Raw genomic sequence first — 18,375 nt, 5'->3', positions numbered from 1 at the left:
CGCCAAGATACGACCAAGCTCCGACATCACTCGGAAACGGGCTGCCTCGCCAGGGGGCGGGGCTGTACCTCATAGCGGCTCCGCCGCGTGCGCGCGAATCGCGTAGCCAGGACGCAAGTGCGCCCCGACAGGGGCGCGGGGAACTGCGCGACCAGCCACGACGGCGCGGCAGCCGGCGGCGAAGCTCGACGCCTGCGGCGGAGGCCCGCTGCACAGCTCGCCCAGGGGGCAGAAGCACTACCCGAGGCCGGGTGCCGGGGCGAACGCCCCGGAGGGGGCGGGCGGGTGGGAGCAGGCGGCCGGCCAAAGGCGAGACAGCCCGGCCAGATCAGCCCCGTCAGAGGGCGCGGGCAAGGCGCCCCGTCAGAGGCGCGGAGCTGTACCGCATTGCGGCTCCGCCGCGTGCGCGCGAATCGCGTAGCCAGGACGCAAGTGCGCCCCGACAGGGGCGCGGGGAACTGCGCGGCCAGCCACGACGGCGCCGCAGTCGGCGGCGAAGCTCGACGCCCACGGCGGAGACCCGCCGCACGGCTCGCCCAGGGGGCAGAAGCACTGCCCGAGGCCGGGCGCCGGGCCGAACGCCCCGGAGGGGGCGGGCGGGTGGGAGAAGGCGGCCGGCCAAGGGCGAGACGTCCGGTGCAGACCCGCCGCACCGCTCGCCCAGGGGGCAGAACGCGCGGCGGCCCGCACCGAGGGGTGCGGGCCGGCGGGCTTGGCGTGCGGGTCAGGACGCGTGGACGACGTCCTTCTCCTCGGCGAAGTGGCAGGCGGACTCGTGCGCCGCCTCCGAGTCCGAGCCCTTGAAGCGCTCGGGGATCGCGAGGAGCGGAACCTCCTCGGCGCACTTGTCCTGCGCCTTCCAGCACCGGGTGCGGAAGCGGCAACCCGACGGCGGATTCGCCGGCGAGGGCACGTCACCGGTGAGGATGATGCGCTCGCGGCCCTCGCGGGCCTCCGGGTCCGGCACGGGCACCGCGGAGAGCAGCGCCTGCGTGTACGGGTGCGTCGGGTGGTCGTAGATCTGCGTGTCCGTGCCGATCTCGGCCATCTTGCCGAGGTACATGACCCCGACCCGGTCCGAGATGTGCCGGACGATCGACAGGTCGTGCGCGATGAAGATGTAGGAGAGGTTGAACTCGTCCTGCAGCTTCTCCATCAGGTTGATGACCTGCGCCTGGACGGACACGTCCAGGGCCGACACCGGCTCGTCGCAGATGATGATCTCCGGGTTGAGCGCGAGGCCGCGGGCGATGCCGATGCGCTGGCGCTGACCGCCGGAGAACTGGTGCGGGTACCGGTTGATGTACTCCGGGTTGAGGCCGACGACGTCGAGCAGGTCCTGGACCTTGCGGCGCCGGTCGCCCTTCGGGGCCACCTCGGGGTGGATCTCGAAGGTCTCCCCGATGATGTCGCCCACCGTCATACGCGGGTTGAGCGAGGTGTACGGGTCCTGGAACACCATCTGGATGTTGCGGCGGACGGCCTTCAGGGCACGGCCGGACAGCTTGGTGATGTCCTGGCCCTTGTAGAAGACCTCGCCCTCGGTCGCCTTCTCCAGGCTCATCAGGAGCTTGGCGACGGTCGACTTGCCGCAGCCGGACTCGCCGACGATGCCCAGGGTCTCGCCCTGGTACAGGTCGAAGGAGATCCCGTCGACGGCCTTGACCGCGCCGATCTGCTTCTTGAAGAGGATGCCCTGGGTGAGCGGGAAGTGCTTCTTCAGGTTGCGGACCTGGAGGATCGGCTCCCCGCGCTCGATCGTCTTGTCGAGCGCGGCGACGGCCGCGTCCTCGCCGGCCGCCTTGACGACCTCGACGTCCGTGACGTTCGGGGTGGCGTCCACGGCTGCGTTCTCGGAGTCCTTCTTGCTGAGCTCAGCCATGGATCGTCTCCTTCCAGAAGTGGCAGGCGCTGCGCCGGCCGGGCAGCGCGCCGCCGTCCTGCTCCGTCACCTCGACGAGCGCCGGGATGTCGGTGCGGCAGATGTCCTGCGCCTTGGGGCACCGCGGGTTGAACGCGCAACCGGGCGGCGTCTTCAGGAGGTTGGGCGGCAGACCCTGGATCGCGTAGAGCTCCTGGCCCTTCTGGTCCAGGCGCGGGATCGAGTCCAGCAGACCGCGCGTGTACGGGTGCGCGGGCCGCTTGTAGATCTCGTGGACCGGCGCCTGCTCGACGATCCGGCCCGCGTACATCACGGCGATCTTGTCGGCGACGTCCGCGACGACACCCAGGTCGTGCGTGATGAGGATGAGCCCCATGTTGTACTCGCGCTGGAGCTCCGCGAGCAGGTCCATGACCTGGGCCTGGACCGTCACGTCGAGGGCCGTGGTCGGCTCGTCGGCGATGATCAGGTCGGGCTCCAGGGCGAGCGCCATCGCGATCATGATGCGCTGGCGCATACCGCCGGAGAACTGGTGCGGGTAGTCGTTGACGCGGGCCGCCGCGGCCGGGATCTTCACCCGGTCCATCAGCTCGATGGCCTTCGCCTTGGCCTCCTTCTTGCTGAGGCCCTGGTGCACCCGGAACATCTCGGCGAGCTGGTAGCCCACAGTCAGCACGGGGTTGAGGGAGGACAGCGCGTCCTGGAAGATCATGGCGATCTTCGCGCCGCGCAGCTTGCGCCGCTCGTCCGGCGCCATCTTCAGCATGTCCTGGCCGCGGAAGAGAATCTCGCCCTGCGGGATCTTGCCGGGGGGCATGTCGAGGATGCCCATGATCGCCTGGGCGGTCACGGACTTGCCGGAGCCGGACTCGCCGAGGACGGCGAGGGTCTCACCGGCGCTGACGCTGTAGTTGACGCCGTTCACCGCGCGGACGACGCCGTCGCGGGTGTGGAACTCGACGTGCAGGTCGCGGACTTCGAGCAGGGGCCCGTCGTCGTCGGACCGCGGGGCCGGAACCATCGCGGGGTTGTCGATGATGGTCATGTACGCCTCCCTCAGCGCATCTTCGGGTCGAGGGCGTTGCGCACCGCTTCGCCGAGCATGATGAACGACAGGACGGCGATGCTGAGCATGATCGACGGGAACAGGATGATGTGCTGCGCCACGCGGATCGAGTTGCCGCCCGCGGAGATGTCGGCACCCCACGAGACACCGCTGGTGAGGCCGAGTCCGAGGAAGGACAGGGTGGCCTCGGCCGCGATGTAGACACCGAGCGAGATCGTGGCGACCACGATCACCGGCGCGATGGCGTTCGGCATGATGTGCTTGAACAGGATGCGGTTGGTGCCGGCCCCGAGCGCGCGCGCCGCCTGCACGTAGTCCGCCTGCTTCACGGTGATGACCGAGCCGCGCATGACACGCGCCGTCTGCGTCCAGCCGAGGAAGGCGAGGGCGGCGATGACGACGGGGATGCTGCGGTCGGAGAACGCGTTGAGCATGACCATCGCGCCCAGCAGGAACGGGATACCCATGAACATGTCGGTGACGCGGGACAGGATCGCGTCGAGCCAGCCGCCGAAGTAGCCGGCGAGCATGCCGATCAGGCCACCGAAGATCGTCACCACGAGGGTGGTGCCGAGGCCGACCATGACCGAGGCACGGGTGCCGTGGATCATGCGCGAGTAGACGCTCTGGCCCTGCGCGTCGTAGCCGAGCCAGCCGTCGGAGAAGACCTTCCCCAGCTCGGGCTTGCCGAGGTAGTGGTTGGCCAGGTCGCGGTTGGTCGGGTCGATGCCCGTGAACAGGCCGGGGAAGGCCGAGATCACCAGGAGCAGCAGGATCAGCAGCGCCGAGACGATGAAGATCCAGTTGGAGCGGAGGTCGCGCCAGGCGTCGCTCCACAGGCTGCGGGCCTTCTCGGCCTTCACCTTGACCGTGGGCTCGGGCAGTTGACCGCCGGCGGCGGCTGCGGCGGGGGCTTCCGCGGACTTGGTCAGATCAGACATAGCGAATCCTCGGGTCCAGGACCGCGTAGAGCAGGTCGACGATCAGGCTGGTGACGAGGTAGACGAGAACCAGGATGGTCACCAGTCCGACCAGCGTGGTTCCCTCCCGGCGCGACAGGGCTTCGTAGATCGTGCCTCCGACGCCGTGGATGTTGAACAGACCCTCGGTCACGACGGCGCCGCCCATCAGGGCGCCGAGGTCGGTGCCGAGGAAGGTGACGACGGGGATCAGCGAGTTGCGCAGCAGGTGGACGCCGATGATGCGCTGCTTGGGCAGGCCCTTGGCCACCGCGGTGCGCATGTAGTCGGAGCGGAGGTTCTCCGCGACCGACGTACGGGTCAGTCGGGCCACGTACGCGAGCGAGGCCGCGGCCAGCACGATGGCCGGCATCAGCAACTCGCTGTAGTTCTGGTCGTTGTTGACGTTCGGCTGCATCCAGCCCAGCTGGAAGGCGAACACCGTCTTGAAGATGAACCCGAGCACGAAGACGGGCACCGAGATCAGCAGCAGCGTCAGGAACAGCACGCCGGTGTCGACGAGCTTGCCGGCGCGCATGCCGGCGATGACGCCGAGCAGGATGCCGAGGACCGCTTCGATCACGAAGGCGAGGGACGCCAGCCGGATGGTCACCGGGAACGCGTCGCCGAGGACGTCGGTCACCGGGCGCCCCGAGGCGATCTGGGTGCCGAAGTCGAAGTGCAGGATCATGTCCCGCATGTAGTGCCAGTACTGGACCAGCACGGGCTGGTCGAGCCCGTACTCATGGCGCAGCTGCGCAATGATCTGCGGGCTGCTCGCCTTGTCGCCGAAGAGACCCCGGACGGGGTCGCCGGGCAGGGCGTACACCATGAGAAAGATAAGCAGAGTCGTCCCGATGAACACCGGGATCATCTGGAGCAGTCGTCGTGCGACATAGCGCCCCATCATGCCTCCATGTCAATCGCAGCAAGGGGCCCTTTTCGCCGTACGCACGTCCGCGCGCCACAAAAGAGCGCGGTACATACAGTGAAAAGGGCCCCCCGGCCAGTTTTTCGGCCCGCACGTACCGCTGCCCCCGGGTGCGGCCGGGGAGCAGCGGTCACGAACGCTGTCAGCGGTTACTACTTGTGGACCTGGACGCCGTCCAGGATCGGGTCGCCGTCCTGCGCGTACTTGACGCCGGAAACCCGGTCCGAGTAGCCCGCGTTGACCTTGTAGTACCAGAGCGGGATCGTCGGCATGTAGTTGACCAGCTGCTTCTCGACGTCCTGGTACTTCTTCTCCGACTCCTCCAGCGTCTTGGCGCTGTCAGCGTCGGCGATCATCTCGTCGACCTTCTTGTTGGAGAAGCCACCCTGGTTACCGTCCGACTTGGTGCCGAACAGGTCGCGGATGAAGTTGGCGTTGAAGGGGTAGTCGAGCACCCAGCCGGAGCGGTACATCGACTTGACTTCCTTGGCGTCACGCGCGTTGGTGTCCGCCTGGAAGTCGGCCTTCGAGTCGCCCACGCAGGTCACGTTGACGGCCTTCTTGATGGAGCCGCAGACGGCGTCCACCCACTCCTTGTGACCACCGTCCGCGTTGAACTGGATGGAGATCTTGTTGCCCGGGACGCCGCCGCCCTCTTCGATGAGCTTCTTGGCCTTGGCCGGGTCGTACTTGGTGACGTCGCCCGCGGCGTTCGGCTGGTAGCCGAGGACGCCCTTGGCGACCCAGCCGGTGGCCGGCTCACGCGTGCCCTGGAGCACGGTCTTCGTGATGGTGTCGCGGTCGATGGCCATCGACAGACCCTGGAGGACCTTGGGGTCGATGTCCTTCCACTGCTTCGTGTAGAACGCGACGGCAAGGGTCTGGATCGCCGAGTACGGCTGGTCGACCGCGCGGTCACCCAGGTCCTGCTTGTAGACCGGCAGGTCCTTCGGGGCGAGCTGACGCAGGACGTCGACGTTGCCCGACTTCAGGTCCTCGTAGGCGGTTTCCAGGTTGGTGTAGTTCTTGAACGTCACACCACCGTTCTTCGCCTTGTTGGGGCCCTGGTACCCGTCGAAGCGGGTGACCTTGATCTCCTTCTTGTGCTGCCAGGAGACGAACTTGTACGGGCCGTTGCCGACCGGCTTCTGACCGGCGGCCGTCGGGTCCTTGAAGAAGGACTCGGGCAGCGGCGAGAAGACCTCGTAGCCCAGCTTGTACACGAAGTACGGGATCGGCTTCGAGAGCTCGATGGTGAAGGTGTTCTCGTCGACGACCTTCAGACCGGACATCTTGTCGGTCTTCGCCTTGCCCTTGGCCGGCGCGACGTCGTCGTAGCCCTTGATGTCCGAGAACCAGAAGCTGTTGGTCTGCTTGTTCGCCGGGTTGGCGGCCCAGTTCCAGGCCTTGACGTACGAGTCGGCGGTGACCGGGGTGTTGTCGTGGAACTTCCAGCCCGGCTTCAGCTTGACCGTGAAGGTCTTGTTGTCCGTGGTGTCGACCGACTGGGCGTTCACCATGGTGATGTTGCCCTTGGCGTCGTAGTCCACCAGCTGCGAGAACAGCGTGGACAGAACGATGCTGCCGTTGGACTCCATGGTGTTGGCGGGCTGCAGGGGGTTCTGCGGCTCACCCACCTCGACGGAGAACGTGCCGTTCGGGTCGACTGCGGCCTTGTCGTCCTTGCCGCTGTCGCTGTTGCCGCCTCCGCACGCGGTCGCGGCCAGAGCGATGATCGCCGCGCCCGCCACCCACTTGGCGCTCTTGGCACCACGCATGGGGTTCCTCCTCATGAGTCCACTTGTTCACTGCGAGAGAGGGCGCATCCACCCCGGTTCGGCACCCCTGCCGCCCCGGCGCTTCGAGCGCCCCAGTGTGCTCGTGAGTCGGCGCTCCCCACTGCGCGTGACCCATTGACCCGAGCTCTACGGCGTCAACTATTAGCCATGGAGTGTCGGTCACCAACACCCATTTGGTCTCGGTTCGATCACACCTGTTGCGTACTTCTCCCAAAATCCGGACAAACCGATCCGCACTAGAGGGTCACGAAACGGACGCGTTACATATCTATCGGTCAGCAGTGTCCGGATACCGAACGCGAGGAGGGAGAAATCGAGTTGCGCGGTCGCACCGCGGCGCTCACCCTTGATATGAGGTGCGCCTCCAGCCGGGAACCCGGCAGCGAGCGCGCCGCGGACCCAGGGGGTCTACGCGCGACACGCTCTCGCAGCGTAGCGGCCCCCGACTCCCGAGTACACCGGCCGGTACCCCAAGGAGCGGCAAACCCGCCCCCGGCCGGCCACGGACACGCGAAGGGCCCGGCACCCCGTGGGGGTGCCGGGCCCTTCAGCCGTCAACTGGCCTGGCGTCAGCTGTGCTTGGCGCGCGAGGCCGAGCGGCCGCGCTCCTTCTGGTCCAGGACGACCTTGCGGATGCGGACGGCCTCCGGGGTCACCTCGACGCACTCGTCGTCACGGCAGAACTCCAGGGACTGCTCCAGGGAGAGCTTGCGCGGCGGGACGATCGCCTCGAAGGAGTCGGCGGAGGAGGAGCGCATGTTGGTGAGCTTCTTCTCCTTGGTGATGTTCACGTCCATGTCGTCGGCGCGCGAGTTCTCGCCGACGATCATGCCCTCGTACACCTCGGTGCCGGGGTCGGTGAACAGCACGCCGCGCTCCTGGAGGTTCGTCATCGCGAACGCGGTGACGGCGCCGGCGCGGTCGGCGACGAGCGAACCGTTGTTACGGGTCGTCAGGGTGCCGAACCACGGCTCGTGGCCCTCGTGGATGGAGTGGGCGATACCCGTACCGCGGGTGTTCGTGAGGAACTCGGTACGGAAGCCGATGAGGCCACGGGACGGAACGACGAACTCCATGCGGACCCAGCCGGAGCCGTGGTTCGACATGTTGTCCATGCGGCCCTTGCGGACACCCATGAGCTGCGTGACCGCGCCCATGTGCTCCTCGGGGACGTCGACCGTGAGGCGCTCGACCGGCTCGTGCGTCTTGCCGTCGACCTCGCGGGTGACGACCTGCGGCTTGCCGATCGTCAGCTCGAAGCCCTCGCGGCGCATCTGCTCGACCAGGATGGCGAGCGCGAGCTCACCACGGCCCTGGACCTCCCAGGCGTCGGGACGCTCGGTGTCGAGGACACGCAGCGACACGTTACCGATCAGCTCGCGGTCGAGGCGGTCCTTGACCTGGCGCGCGGTGACCTTGCGGTCCTTGACGGCGGACTTGGCGGAAGCGCCCTTGCCCGTGCCGCCCCGGCCGACCAGCGGCGAGGTGTTGGTGCCGATGACCATGGAGATGGCCGGCTCGTCCACCGTGATGAGCGGCAGCGCGACCGGGTTCTCCGGGTCGGCGAGCGTCTCACCGATCATGATGTCCGGGATACCGGCGACGGCGCAGATGTCACCGGGGCCCGCGACCTCGGCGGGCTTGCGGGTGAGCGCCTCGGTCATCATCAGCTCGGTGATGCGGACGTTCGAGATCGAGCCGTCGCGCTTGATCCACGCGACCGTCTGGCCCTTGCGCAGCTCGCCCTGCTCGACGCGGAGCAGCGCGATACGGCCGAGGAAGTTGTCGGCGTCGAGGTTGGTGACGTGGGCCTGGAGCGGCGCGTCCTCCTCGTACGTCGGGGCCGGGACGTGCTCGAGGATCGTGGAGAAGAACGGCTCCAGGTTGGTGGAGTCCGCCGGGACCGTGCCGTTCTCCGGCTTGGTCAGCGACGCGATGCCGTCACGGCCGCACGCGTAGACGATCGGGAACTCGATCTGGTCCTCGTCGGCGTCCAGGTCGAGGAAGAGGTCGTACGTCTCGTTGACGACCTCGTCGATCCGGGAGTCCGGACGGTCCGTCTTGTTGATGCACAGGATGACGGGCAGACGCTGCTGCAGCGCCTTGCGCAGCACGAAGCGGGTCTGCGGGAGGGGACCCTCGGAGGCGTCCACGAGCAGGACCACCGCGTCGACCATCGACAGACCGCGCTCGACCTCGCCACCGAAGTCGGCGTGGCCCGGGGTGTCGATGATGTTGATCGTGATGACGTCGCCGCCATCCTTCGGGTGGTACTTCACCGCCGTGTTCTTGGCGAGGATCGTGATGCCCTTCTCACGCTCCAGGTCGTTCGAGTCCATCATGCGGTCGTCGAGGGACTCTGCGGCGTGCGCGGCGAACGAGCCGGCCTGCTTCAGCATGGCGTCGACGATGGTCGTCTTGCCGTGGTCGACGTGGGCGACGATGGCGACGTTACGGATGTCGTGGCGCGTGGCCATATTGCGGCGTACTCCCGGAGTGAGTGGACGGCTGCGCGTACATCAGTGATACGCGCGCCCTGCCGGGCTGGACACGCCACGGCCTCACCCCATGGTACGGGGCTTGACGGGTTGAGGCTCTTCGGGGCTCTTCGCGCAGGTGGGGGCGCAGGTGGGGGTGAGCCCCGAGGTGGGGGGAATCCGCAGGTCAATGGGTGTGAACAAGCTTGCCCGCCGGGTGGTCCGGCGGGCAAGAGACTTGAGCTGGATCTGATCTGAGAATCTGTTCAGCGGTCCTTGGGGGCGGGCGCGACGCGCTTCACGCCGGGCTTGAGGTAGCCGATGTTCTCGTAGTCCGGCTCCTGGAAGCCGAAGGCCCCGGCGTTCACCAGGTCCTTGCGGGCCGCCACCAGCTCGGGGCGCTGGTAGAGCGGAATCGATCCTGCGGCGGCCCAGATCCGGGCGTCCGCCTGCTTGACCAGCGAGCGCTCCTCGCCCTGGTCGAGCTCGCCGATGGCCTGGTCGAAGAGCTGGTCGATGTGGTCGGTGCCGACCCGGGTGTAGTTCTGCTCGACGGTCAGCGAGCCGTCGGCGGCCGGGACGGGCTTGGCGTAGATCGGGCGGGCGTCGGTGGCCGGGTAGGCCGAGGCGGGCCACGAGTACAGGGCGAGGTCGTACTGGCCGGACGCGATGTGGTCCTTGAAGTAGCTCTCGTCGGCGACCTTCGTGATGTCGGTCCGCACGCCGATCTTCTCCAGCATCTGCGTGATCCGGTCCGCGACCGAGCGCAGCTGCTCCGAACCGGCGCCCGCGGGGACCACGAAGCGCAGGGTCAGCGGCTTGCCGTCCTTGGCGAGCGGGCCCGCGGCGGCGCGGGCGGGGGCGGCCGTGCCCTTGGGGGCGTAGGCGCCGGGGGCGCCGCCCTGCTGGGCGTCGTACCGCTTGGCGTCGTTCTTCAGCCCGTCGGAGTGCTGGTTCTTCTCCCGGTCGGCGACGCGCACCTTCGCCGCGTCGGCCTGGTGGAGGAGGGCGGCGTACTGGACGGAGGTGTCGGCGGCGGCGCCCAGCAAGGGGGTCGAGGCCGAGGCCGCGGTGTCGCCCGGCTTCCCGTCGTCGCCGGACTTCTGGTCGTCCTCGCCGACGATGTACGTCCCGTCGTCGGCGGCCTCCGACTCTTTGCTCTCCTTGCTCTCCTTGCCCGACTTCTTGCCGTGCTCGGAGTCCTTGGAGTCCTTGGAGGAGTCGTCGGCGCGGCTGCCGGCCGTCTTCGGGTGGTCCTTCTTCTCCTCGTCGACCGCGCCGCCGGGCACCCAGCCCGCCTCGGCGAGCAGCGCCCGCGCCTCGGCCGTGTCCTGCTTGCCCAGCGCGTCGCTGTTGTCGGCGTAGGCGTCCTGACCGGCGAGGGCCAGGTGGTTGTCGACCGTGCTGACCGGCAGGCCGAGCGGCTTGAGGACGGACTCGGCCAGCTTGCTGCGGTCGATGGCGCGGGCCACGGCGCGCCGGACCCGCTCGTCGGCGAGCGGCCCCGAGGAACCGTTCAGGGCGAGCTGCGTGTACGCGGGCTCCAGGGACTTGCGGAGCTTGAAGCCGTGCAGCTCCGCCTGCTCGGCCGTGTACTTCTTGACCGCCTTGCGGGTCCGCGCACGGGCCGTGGTCTCCTCCTCGGCCGCCTCCTCGTCGTCCGCGCCGTGCGCGATCGCCCAGGAGCGGGTCGCCTGCGCCGGGGTCAGCGCGGCGCCGGGGCCGTGGGCGAGCGGGCCCGAGGAGCCCTGGTCGCGGGCCGCGTACGCGATGCGGTCGGCGCCACCCGGGTCGACGTCGGCCAGGTCGAGCTTTCCGGCGGCGAGCGCGGCGGGGCGCTCGGCGCGGGGTACCGCGGCGAGGACCAGCTTGTCGAGCTTGGGCTGCTCGCCCCACCAGCGCGGGTTGCGCTTGAGGGTGACCTGCTTGGTGTCGCGGTCGATCTCGTCGAGGGCGAAGGGGCCCGCCGTCACCTTGAGCTTGCGCCGGGCGCCCTCGTTGAAGCTGTCCGGCGTCCCCATGACGTCCTTGGGGTACAGCGGCGAGAACAGGGCGCGCCAGTCGGCGTACGGCTTGGCGAAGGTGACCCGCACCTCGAGGTCGTTCGCGCCGCGCTCGATCTTCTCGATGCGGTCGTAGCCGGCGTTGTGGGCCGTCCAGTACGCGGAGTCCTTGCCGGACAGGGCGCGCCACTGGGCGGCGAAGTCGGGGGCTCCGATCTCGCGGCCGTCGCTCCAGACGGCCTGCTGGTTCAGCTTGTAGAGCACGACCTGCTTCGGCTCGGTCTTGATGACCTCCGCCTTCTCCAGGTAGTCGGCGTCGCGGGCGGGGCGGCCCTGGGCGTCGATGCGGAACATCGACGGCAGCACCGCGCCGGTGAGCCGGGCGGTGCTCGCGTCGGCGTCCGCCTGGAAGGTGTTCAGGGTCTGCGGCAGGGCGTCGATCGCCCAGCGCAGGGTGCCGCCGTCCTTGATCTGCTCGCGGGCGGCCGGGGCGATGTCCTGCCTGGCGGCGGGCTTGCTCGCCTCGTCGTCGGAGCCGCACCCCGCGAGGGCGGTCACGGCGAGGGCACCGCTCACGAGGAACGCCGCCGAGCGGGCGGTTGCTCCTGGGCGCCTTGGGGCGGGTCGCATCACGGGTACCTCCGGGGACGGCCGGTTTGATCACGTTTGGCGGAGTATGGAGCTGATCACATCTATCACCACAGGGAACCGGGGCGAGGCCTTGGCCGGTCGGCGACACGGCGGCCCCCGTCCCGTTTCCCACTCGTGCGGCCCAATTGGCGGGTCTTCGGCGCTCCGTCCGGTGGGGGCTGGTCGCGCAGTTCCCCGCGCCCCTGAAATGCATGCCCTTCGGGCGCATTTCCCCGATGAAAGGTGCGGGGCGCCCTTCATCGGGGGATGGCGCGGCGAAGCCGCTGCCTTCCAGGGGCGCGGGGAACTGCGCGACCAGCCCCCACCGGGCCGCGGACGCCGTCGAAACCGAACCGCCCCCTTCCCAAAGCGCAATGTGACGCGCGACACTCGCACCCGCACACGCATCTCCGCCGCAACCCGCGGAAGCGAGGCACACCATGTCCCTGACCGACGATCTGACGGTCGTTCAGCGCTGCGTGGACGAACTGACCCGAGCCGTCAACCAGCTCCCGCCGGAGGCGACCGGCCCCGATCTGCGCAGGGTGCGAGCCGACACCGAGCACCTGCGCGAGAGCGTGGCCCTCCTGCGCGCCTCGGCGCAGGCCCCCGCCGCCTCCGTGCCCACCCCCAAGAAGAACGTCGTACCGATCCCCGACACCCCGTACGACACCTCCCTGTGGACCGACTCCGACGACGAAGGGCTCGGCGCACGGGACCGGCACGCTCCCTGACCCCACCCCACCTGCGGAGGCTTCCTTGGCCACCGGCACAGACAGCGGCACCGGCGTCCGGAGCCGGACCCGGGCCGCGATCACCGCCCGTCATCTGCGCACGGACCGCTGGTGGCTGGCCCCCGCCGCGACCGCGGGCGGACTCCTCGCGTTCGTCGTCTACTCGACCTGGCGGGCCTTCGCGAACGCCGACTACTACGCGGCCCCGTACGTCTCGCCGTTCTACTCGCCGTGCCTGTCACAGAACTGCGCGCTGATGCGGCACGGCCCCAACTGGGAGCTGTTCGGAGGCTGGTGGGGCCTGTCCCCCGCCCTGCTGATCCTGATCTTCCCGCTGGGCTTCCGGCTGACCTGCTACTACTACCGCAAGGCGTACTACCGCGGCTTCTGGGCGTCGCCGCCCGCCTGCGCGGTCGCCGAGCCGCACAAGAAGTACAGCGGCGAGACCCGCTTCCCGCTGATCCTGCAGAACATCCACCGCTACTTCTTCTACGCGGCCGTCCTCGTCGCCTGCATCCTCACCTACGACACCGTGCTGTCCTTCCGCGACGAGCACTACGCGTGGGGCCACATGGGCCTGGGCACCCTGGTGTTCCTGCTGAACATCACGCTGATCTGGGCGTACACCCTGTCCTGCCACTCCTGCCGGCACATCGTCGGCGGCCGGCTCCGGCACTTCTCCAAGCACCCGGTGCGCTACCGCCTGTGGGGTTGGGTCGGGAAGCTGAACGCCCGTCACATGCTGCTCGCCTGGGCGTCGCTGGTGAGCGTCGCGCTCGCCGACCTCTACGTGTACCTGGTCGCGTCCGGCGCCTTCGACGATCCGCGCTTCTTCTGATGGTGAGGTCTGGCTGAATGTCTGTAGTGGAGCGGCAACAGTGGGACGTCGTCGTGATCGGGGCCGGCGGCGCCGGGCTGCGGGCCGCGATCGAGGCGCGCGAGCGGGGCGCCCGTACGGCGGTGATCTGCAAGTCCCTGTTCGGCAAGGCGCACACCGTGATGGCGGAGGGCGGCATCGCGGCCGCCATGGGCAATGTGAACTCCGGCGACGGCTGGCAGGTCCACTTCCGGGACACGATGCGCGGCGGCAAGTTCCTCAACCAGTGGCGAATGGCCGAGCTGCACGCCAAGGAGGCCCCCGACCGGGTGTGGGAGCTGGAGACGTGGGGCGCGCTGTTCGACCGCACGAAGGACGGCCGGATCTCCCAGCGCAACTTCGGCGGGCACGAGTACCCGCGCCTCGCGCACGTCGGTGACCGTACGGGCCTGGAGCTGATCCGCACGCTCCAGCAGAAGACCGTCCAGCTCCAGCAGGAGGACCACAAGGAGACCGGCGACTACGAGTCCCGGCTCAAGGTCTTCCAGGAGTGCACCGTCACCCGCGTCCTGACCGACGACGCGGGCCGGGTCTGCGGCGTCTTCTGCTACGAGCGCGAGACGGGGCGCTTCTTCGTCATCGAGGCGCCGAGCGTGGTCCTGGCCACCGGCGGCATCGGCAAGTCCTTCAAGGTGACGTCCAACTCGTGGGAGTACACGGGCGACGGGCACGCGCTGGCGCTGCTCGCCGGGGCTCCCCTGCTCAACATGGAGTTCGTGCAGTTCCATCCGACGGGCATGGTCTGGCCGCCGTCGGTCAAGGGCATCCTCGTCACCGAGTCAGTGCGCGGCGACGGCGGGGTGCTGCGGAACTCCGAGGGCAAGCGGTTCATGTTCGACTACATTCCGGACGTCTTCAAGGAGAAGTACGCGCAGTCGGAGGCCGAGGGCGACCGCTGGTACGAGGACCCCGACCACAACCGGCGCCCGCCCGAACTGCTCCCCCGCGACGAGGTGGCCCGCGCCATCAACTCCGAGGTGAAGGCGGGCCGCGGCTCCCCGCACGGCGGCGTCTTCCTCGACGTGTCGACGCGGATGCCCGCCGAGGTGATCCGGCGACGGCTGCCGTCCATGTACCACCAGTTCAAGGAGCTGGCCGACGTCGACATCACCGCGGAGGCCATGGAGGTCGGGCCGACCTGCCACTACGTGATGGGCGGCATCGCCGTCGACTCGGACACGGCGGCGGCGCGCGGCGTGCCCGGCCTCTTCGCGGCGGGCGAGGTCGCGGGCGGCATGCACGGCTCCAACCGGCTCGGCGGCAACTCGCTGTCCGACCTGCTGGTCTTCGGGCGGCGCGCCGGACTGCACGCCGCCGAGCACGCCCAGGGCCTCGACCGCGCCGAGCGGCCCCGGGTGGACGACGCCGGGATCGACGCCGCCGCCGCAGAGGCGCTGCGCCCCTTCTCCGCCGAGCCCGCGGAGGACGGCGCCGTCCCCGAGAACCCGTACACCCTGCACCAGGAACTCCAGCAGACGATGAACGACCTCGTCGGCATCATCCGCCGTGAGGGCGAGATGGAGCAGGCGCTGCGCAAGCTCGGCGAGCTGCGGGTGCGGGCCCGGCGGGCCGGGGTCGAGGGGCACCGGCAGTTCAACCCCGGCTGGCACCTCGCACTCGACCTGCGGAACATGCTGCTGGTCAGCGAGTGCATCGCCCGCGCCGCCCTGGAGCGCACCGAGTCGCGCGGCGGGCACACCCGCGAGGACCACCCCGGCATGAACCGCGACTGGCGGCGGCTGAACCTGCTGTGCCGGCTGCGCGACCCGGCGGATCCGGGGTCCGGCCGGATCGCGCTGGGCCGCGAGGAGACCCCGCCCGTCCGCCCCGACCTGCTCGCCCTCTTCGAGAAGGAGGAGCTGGTGAAGTACCTGGCCGAAGAGGAGCTGCTGAAGTGAGTGACGCGTACCGGGCGCACTTCCGTGTGTGGCGCGGGGACCAGGACGGCGGGGACCTGCGGGACTTCGAGGTCGACGTGCACGAGGGCGAGGTCGTCCTCGACATCGTGCACCGGTTGCAGGCCACCCAGGCCCCCGACCTCGCGGTCCGCTGGAACTGCAAGGCCGGCAAGTGCGGCTCGTGCTCAGCGGAGATCAACGGGCGGCCCCGGCTGATGTGCATGACCCGCATGTCGGTCTTCACCCGCGAGGAGACCATCACCGTCACACCGCTGCGCGCCTTCCCCGTCGTACGGGATCTGGTGACGGACGTCGGCTTCAACTACACGAAGGCGCGGCAGGTCCCGGCGTTCGTGCCGCCCGCGGAGCTCGCGCCGGGCGAGTACCGGATGGCGCAGGAGGACGTGGACCGCTCGCAGGAGTTCCGCAAGTGCATCGAGTGCTTCCTGTGCCAGGACACCTGTCATGTGGTGCGCGACCACGAGGAGAACAAGCCCGCGTTCGCCGGGCCCCGCTTCCTGATGCGCGTCGCCGAGCTGGACATGCATCCGCTGGACGCCGCCGAGGCGAGCGGCCTGGACCGCAAGAGCACCGCCCAGGACGAGCACGGTCTCGGCTACTGCAACATCACCAAGTGCTGCACCGAGGTCTGCCCCGAGGGCATCAAGATCACCGACAACGCCCTGATCCCCCTGAAGGAGCGCGCCGCGGACCGTAAGTACGATCCGGTGGTCTGGCTGGGCAACAAGATCCGGCGGAGGTCTTCGTCGTAGCGGCCCTCGTCGCCGGGTCCGCGTCGTAGGGGGACGGTTGGAAGATCAGCGCGAACGAGAACGGGTGCTGCTGGGGCGGGGCCGGACCGCCGATGTCTACGCGCTCGATCCCGGCTGGGTGCTGCGGCGCTACCGGGACGGTCTCGACGCCCGGCCCGAGGCCGAGGTCATGGGCTACGTACGCGGCCACGGCTTTCCCGCGCCGATGGTCCGGGCGGACGCGGGGCTCGGGCCCGGCGATCTGGTCATGGAGCGGCTCGACGGCCCGACGCAGGCCGCGCTGCTGCTCCGCGGCGAGCTGGCGCCGGCCGACGCGGGGGCCGAACTCGCCGTGCTGCTGCGCCGGCTGCATGCCGTGCCCGCCCGGGCCGGTGGCCGGGTGCTGCATCTCGATCTGCACCCGGAGAACGTGATCCGTACCGCCGACGGGCCCGTGGTCATCGACTGGGGCACCACGGAGCTGGGCGATCCGGCCCTGGACTGGGCGACGTCGGCGATCGTGCTCGCCGAGGTGTGCCTGCACCCGGACTGGTCGGACGCGGCGCCGGCTCTGCGGGTGGTGCTTGGCGCGCTGCTCGCCGATCCCGCGCCGGGCACGACGGGCCCCGCCCTGGACGAGGCCCGCGCCCGCCGCACGGCGAACCCGACGCTGACCGGCGAGGAGAAGGCCCGGCTCGGCGCGGCGGCGGAGCTGGTGCGCGAGGTGGCGGCGGGCAGCACCCCGTAGGCATGACGAAAGGGGCGCCCCCGGCTGGGGGCGCCCCTTTTGCGCGTACTGCGGCGGATCAGTCCGTGCCGGACTCCATCGCGGCGCGGTCCAGGACCTCGTCCTCGGCGGAGACCTCACCGCGGGAGGCGATGGCCTCGGCGCCGCCCTCGGGCATCGTGCCGATCAGGCCCGTGACGGCGGCCTGGGCGGCGCCCGCGACCGGGGTGCCGGTGCCGAGCAGGCCGAGGCCCGCGTACTGCTCCAGCTTGGCGCGGGAGTCGGCGATGTCCAGGTTCCGCATCGTGAGCTGGCCGATGCGGTCGACCGGGCCGAACGCCGAGTCCTCGGTGCGCTCCATGGAGAGCTTGTCCGGGTGGTAGCTGAACGAGGGGCCGGTCGTGTCGAGGATCGAGTAGTCCTCGCCGCGGCGCAGCCGCAGGGTGACCTCGCCGGTGACGGCGGCGCCGACCCAGCGCTGGAGCGACTCGCGGATCATCAGAGCCTGCGGGTCCAGCCAGCGGCCCTCGTACATCAGCCGGCCGAGGCGGCGGCCCTCGGCGTGGTACTGGGCGAGGGTGTCCTCGTTGTGGATCGCGTTCACCAGGCGCTCGTACGCGATGAACAGCAGGGCCATGCCGGGGGCCTCGTAGATGCCCCGGCTCTTGGCCTCGATGATCCGGTTCTCGATCTGGTCAGACATGCCGAGGCCGTGGCGGCCACCGATCGCGTTGGCCTCCATCACCAGGTCGACGGCGGAGGCGAACTCCTTGCCGTTGATCGACACGGGACGGCCCTGCTCGAAGCCGATCACGACGTCCTCGGTCGCGATCTCCACCTCGGGGTCCCAGAAGCGGACGCCCATGATGGGCTCGACCGTCTCCACGCCCGTGTTCAGGTGCTCCAGGGTCTTCGCCTCGTGCGTGGCGCCCCAGATGTTGGCGTCCGTCGAGTACGCCTTCTCCGTGGAGTCCCGGTACGGCAGGTCGTGGGCGACCAGCCACTCGGACATCTCCTTGCGACCGCCGAGCTCGGTCACGAAGTCGGCGTCGAGCCACGGCTTGTAGATCCGCAGGTTCGGGTTGGCCAGCAGGCCGTAGCGGTAGAACCGCTCGATGTCGTTGCCCTTGAACGTGGAGCCGTCGCCCCAGATCTGGACGTTGTCCTCCAGCATCGCGCGGACCAGCAGCGTGCCGGTGACGGCACGGCCGAGCGGCGTCGTGTTGAAGTACGCGCGTCCGCCGGAGCGGATGTGGAACGCGCCGCAGGTGAGCGCGGCGAGCCCCTCCTCGACCAGCGCCGCCCGGCAGTCGACCAGGCGCGCGACCTCCGCGCCGTAGTTCTTGGCGCGGCCGGGCACCGAGGCGATGTCGGGCTCGTCGTACTGGCCGATGTCGGCGGTGTACGTGCACGGGATGGCGCCCTTGTCGCGCATCCACGCGACGGCGACCGACGTGTCGAGGCCGCCCGAGAAGGCGATGCCGACGCGCTCGCCGGCCGGGAGGGAGGTGAGGACCTTGGACATAGGAAGAGTATGCATCACGATGCATGGTCATGCAAAGCCGTTCCCGCCCCCAATTTCCACCCGTGACGCTCAGCATCTCCCCGGTCGCGACACCCCGCACCCGGACATAACCTCC

At 69.5% G+C, this 18,375-nt stretch carries 13 protein-coding genes; 5 read left to right on the top strand and 8 right to left on the bottom strand.

Going from position 1 to position 18,375, the window contains the following annotated elements; genetic code table 11:
• Positions 1 to 724: 724 nt before the first annotated feature.
• From ACZ4E1_RS23705 to ACZ4E1_RS23675, 7 genes are all read right to left on the bottom strand, one after another.
• A complete protein-coding gene (locus tag ACZ4E1_RS23705) occupies positions 725 to 1,882 on the bottom strand; it encodes an ABC transporter ATP-binding protein (RefSeq protein WP_467542274.1) in 1,158 nt (385 codons plus the stop codon).
• Positions 1,875 to 2,927, bottom strand: coding sequence for an ABC transporter ATP-binding protein (locus ACZ4E1_RS23700; protein WP_467542272.1), 1,053 nt, complete (start codon positions 2,925 to 2,927; stop codon positions 1,875 to 1,877). Before ACZ4E1_RS23700 ends, ACZ4E1_RS23705 begins: the two co-directional genes overlap by 8 nt.
• Before the next feature lie 11 nt (positions 2,928 to 2,938).
• Positions 2,939 to 3,889, bottom strand: coding sequence for an ABC transporter permease (locus ACZ4E1_RS23695; RefSeq protein WP_467542270.1), 951 nt, complete (start codon positions 3,887 to 3,889; stop codon positions 2,939 to 2,941).
• Positions 3,882 to 4,814, bottom strand: coding sequence for an ABC transporter permease (locus ACZ4E1_RS23690; protein ID WP_399127909.1), 933 nt, complete (start codon positions 4,812 to 4,814; stop codon positions 3,882 to 3,884). The genes ACZ4E1_RS23695 and ACZ4E1_RS23690 overlap by 8 nt, the downstream gene beginning before the upstream one ends.
• A gap of 176 nt (positions 4,815 to 4,990) precedes the next feature.
• Positions 4,991 to 6,616: a peptide ABC transporter substrate-binding protein gene (locus ACZ4E1_RS23685; protein ID WP_467542268.1), complete on the bottom strand. Its 1,626-nt coding sequence runs from the start codon at positions 6,614 to 6,616 to the stop codon at positions 4,991 to 4,993.
• Between the two features lie 590 nt (positions 6,617 to 7,206).
• On the bottom strand, positions 7,207 to 9,114 hold the full coding sequence (gene typA / locus ACZ4E1_RS23680; protein WP_467542266.1) for a translational GTPase TypA: 1,908 nt from the start codon (positions 9,112 to 9,114) through the stop codon (positions 7,207 to 7,209).
• Between the two features lie 266 nt (positions 9,115 to 9,380).
• Positions 9,381 to 11,747, bottom strand: a complete 2,367-nt coding sequence (locus tag ACZ4E1_RS23675; RefSeq protein WP_467542264.1) for an ABC transporter family substrate-binding protein — start codon at positions 11,745 to 11,747, stop codon at positions 9,381 to 9,383.
• 440 nt (positions 11,748 to 12,187) lie between these two features.
• Here ACZ4E1_RS23675 and ACZ4E1_RS23670 point away from each other — a divergent pair, with 440 nt between their 5' ends.
• Genes ACZ4E1_RS23670 through ACZ4E1_RS23650 form a run of 5 tightly spaced genes read left to right on the top strand, consistent with a single transcriptional unit; the run spans position 12,188 to position 16,756 of the window.
• The gene (locus ACZ4E1_RS23670; RefSeq protein WP_467542262.1) at positions 12,188 to 12,481 is read left to right on the top strand and encodes a hypothetical protein; all 294 of its coding nucleotides are present in this window, start codon (positions 12,188 to 12,190) and stop codon (positions 12,479 to 12,481) included.
• Between the two features lie 25 nt (positions 12,482 to 12,506).
• Positions 12,507 to 13,319 carry a hypothetical protein gene (locus tag ACZ4E1_RS23665; protein WP_467542260.1) on the top strand — a complete coding sequence of 271 codons (813 nt, stop codon included), beginning with the start codon at positions 12,507 to 12,509 and terminating at the stop codon, positions 13,317 to 13,319.
• A 17-nt stretch (positions 13,320 to 13,336) separates the two neighbouring features.
• Positions 13,337 to 15,256, top strand: a complete 1,920-nt coding sequence (locus ACZ4E1_RS23660) for a fumarate reductase/succinate dehydrogenase flavoprotein subunit (RefSeq protein ID WP_467542258.1) — start codon at positions 13,337 to 13,339, stop codon at positions 15,254 to 15,256.
• Complete coding sequence (locus tag ACZ4E1_RS23655; RefSeq protein ID WP_467542256.1) at positions 15,253 to 16,029, top strand: succinate dehydrogenase/fumarate reductase iron-sulfur subunit; 777 nt, start codon at positions 15,253 to 15,255, stop codon at positions 16,027 to 16,029. Before ACZ4E1_RS23660 ends, ACZ4E1_RS23655 begins: the two co-directional genes overlap by 4 nt.
• A gap of 37 nt (positions 16,030 to 16,066) precedes the next feature.
• Entirely contained in the window at positions 16,067 to 16,756 is a 690-nt protein-coding gene (locus tag ACZ4E1_RS23650; RefSeq protein ID WP_467542254.1) for a phosphotransferase, read from the top strand.
• 58 nt (positions 16,757 to 16,814) lie between these two features.
• On the opposite strand, the gene argG is transcribed toward ACZ4E1_RS23650, so the two are convergent.
• Complete coding sequence (argG, locus tag ACZ4E1_RS23645) at positions 16,815 to 18,260, bottom strand: argininosuccinate synthase (RefSeq protein ID WP_467542252.1); 1,446 nt, start codon at positions 18,258 to 18,260, stop codon at positions 16,815 to 16,817.
• Positions 18,261 to 18,375: the final 115 nt, after the last annotated feature.

Source organism: Streptomyces sp. NPDC025806, assembly GCF_055558275.1.
The sequence above is the reverse complement of the archived record's forward strand: the minus strand, read 5'-3'. Positions and strand labels throughout refer to the sequence as shown.

Excerpts from the sequence above, each read along its gene's own strand:
- ACZ4E1_RS23705 (WP_467542274.1), bottom strand. The coding sequence starts at position 1,882 with ATGGCTGAGCTCAGCAAGAAGGACTCCGAGAACGCAGCCGTGGACGCC.
- ACZ4E1_RS23700 (WP_467542272.1), bottom strand. The coding sequence starts at position 2,927 with ATGACCATCATCGACAACCCCGCGATGGTTCCGGCCCCGCGGTCCGAC.
- ACZ4E1_RS23695 (WP_467542270.1), bottom strand. The coding sequence starts at position 3,889 with ATGTCTGATCTGACCAAGTCCGCGGAAGCCCCCGCCGCAGCCGCCGCC.
- ACZ4E1_RS23690 (WP_399127909.1), bottom strand. The coding sequence starts at position 4,814 with ATGGGGCGCTATGTCGCACGACGACTGCTCCAGATGATCCCGGTGTTC.
- ACZ4E1_RS23685 (WP_467542268.1), bottom strand. The coding sequence starts at position 6,616 with ATGCGTGGTGCCAAGAGCGCCAAGTGGGTGGCGGGCGCGGCGATCATC.
- typA (WP_467542266.1), bottom strand. The coding sequence starts at position 9,114 with ATGGCCACGCGCCACGACATCCGTAACGTCGCCATCGTCGCCCACGTC.
- ACZ4E1_RS23675 (WP_467542264.1), bottom strand. The coding sequence starts at position 11,747 with ATGCGACCCGCCCCAAGGCGCCCAGGAGCAACCGCCCGCTCGGCGGCG.
- ACZ4E1_RS23670 (WP_467542262.1), top strand. The coding sequence starts at position 12,188 with ATGTCCCTGACCGACGATCTGACGGTCGTTCAGCGCTGCGTGGACGAA.
- ACZ4E1_RS23660 (WP_467542258.1), top strand. The coding sequence starts at position 13,337 with ATGTCTGTAGTGGAGCGGCAACAGTGGGACGTCGTCGTGATCGGGGCC.
- argG (WP_467542252.1), bottom strand. The coding sequence starts at position 18,260 with ATGTCCAAGGTCCTCACCTCCCTCCCGGCCGGCGAGCGCGTCGGCATC.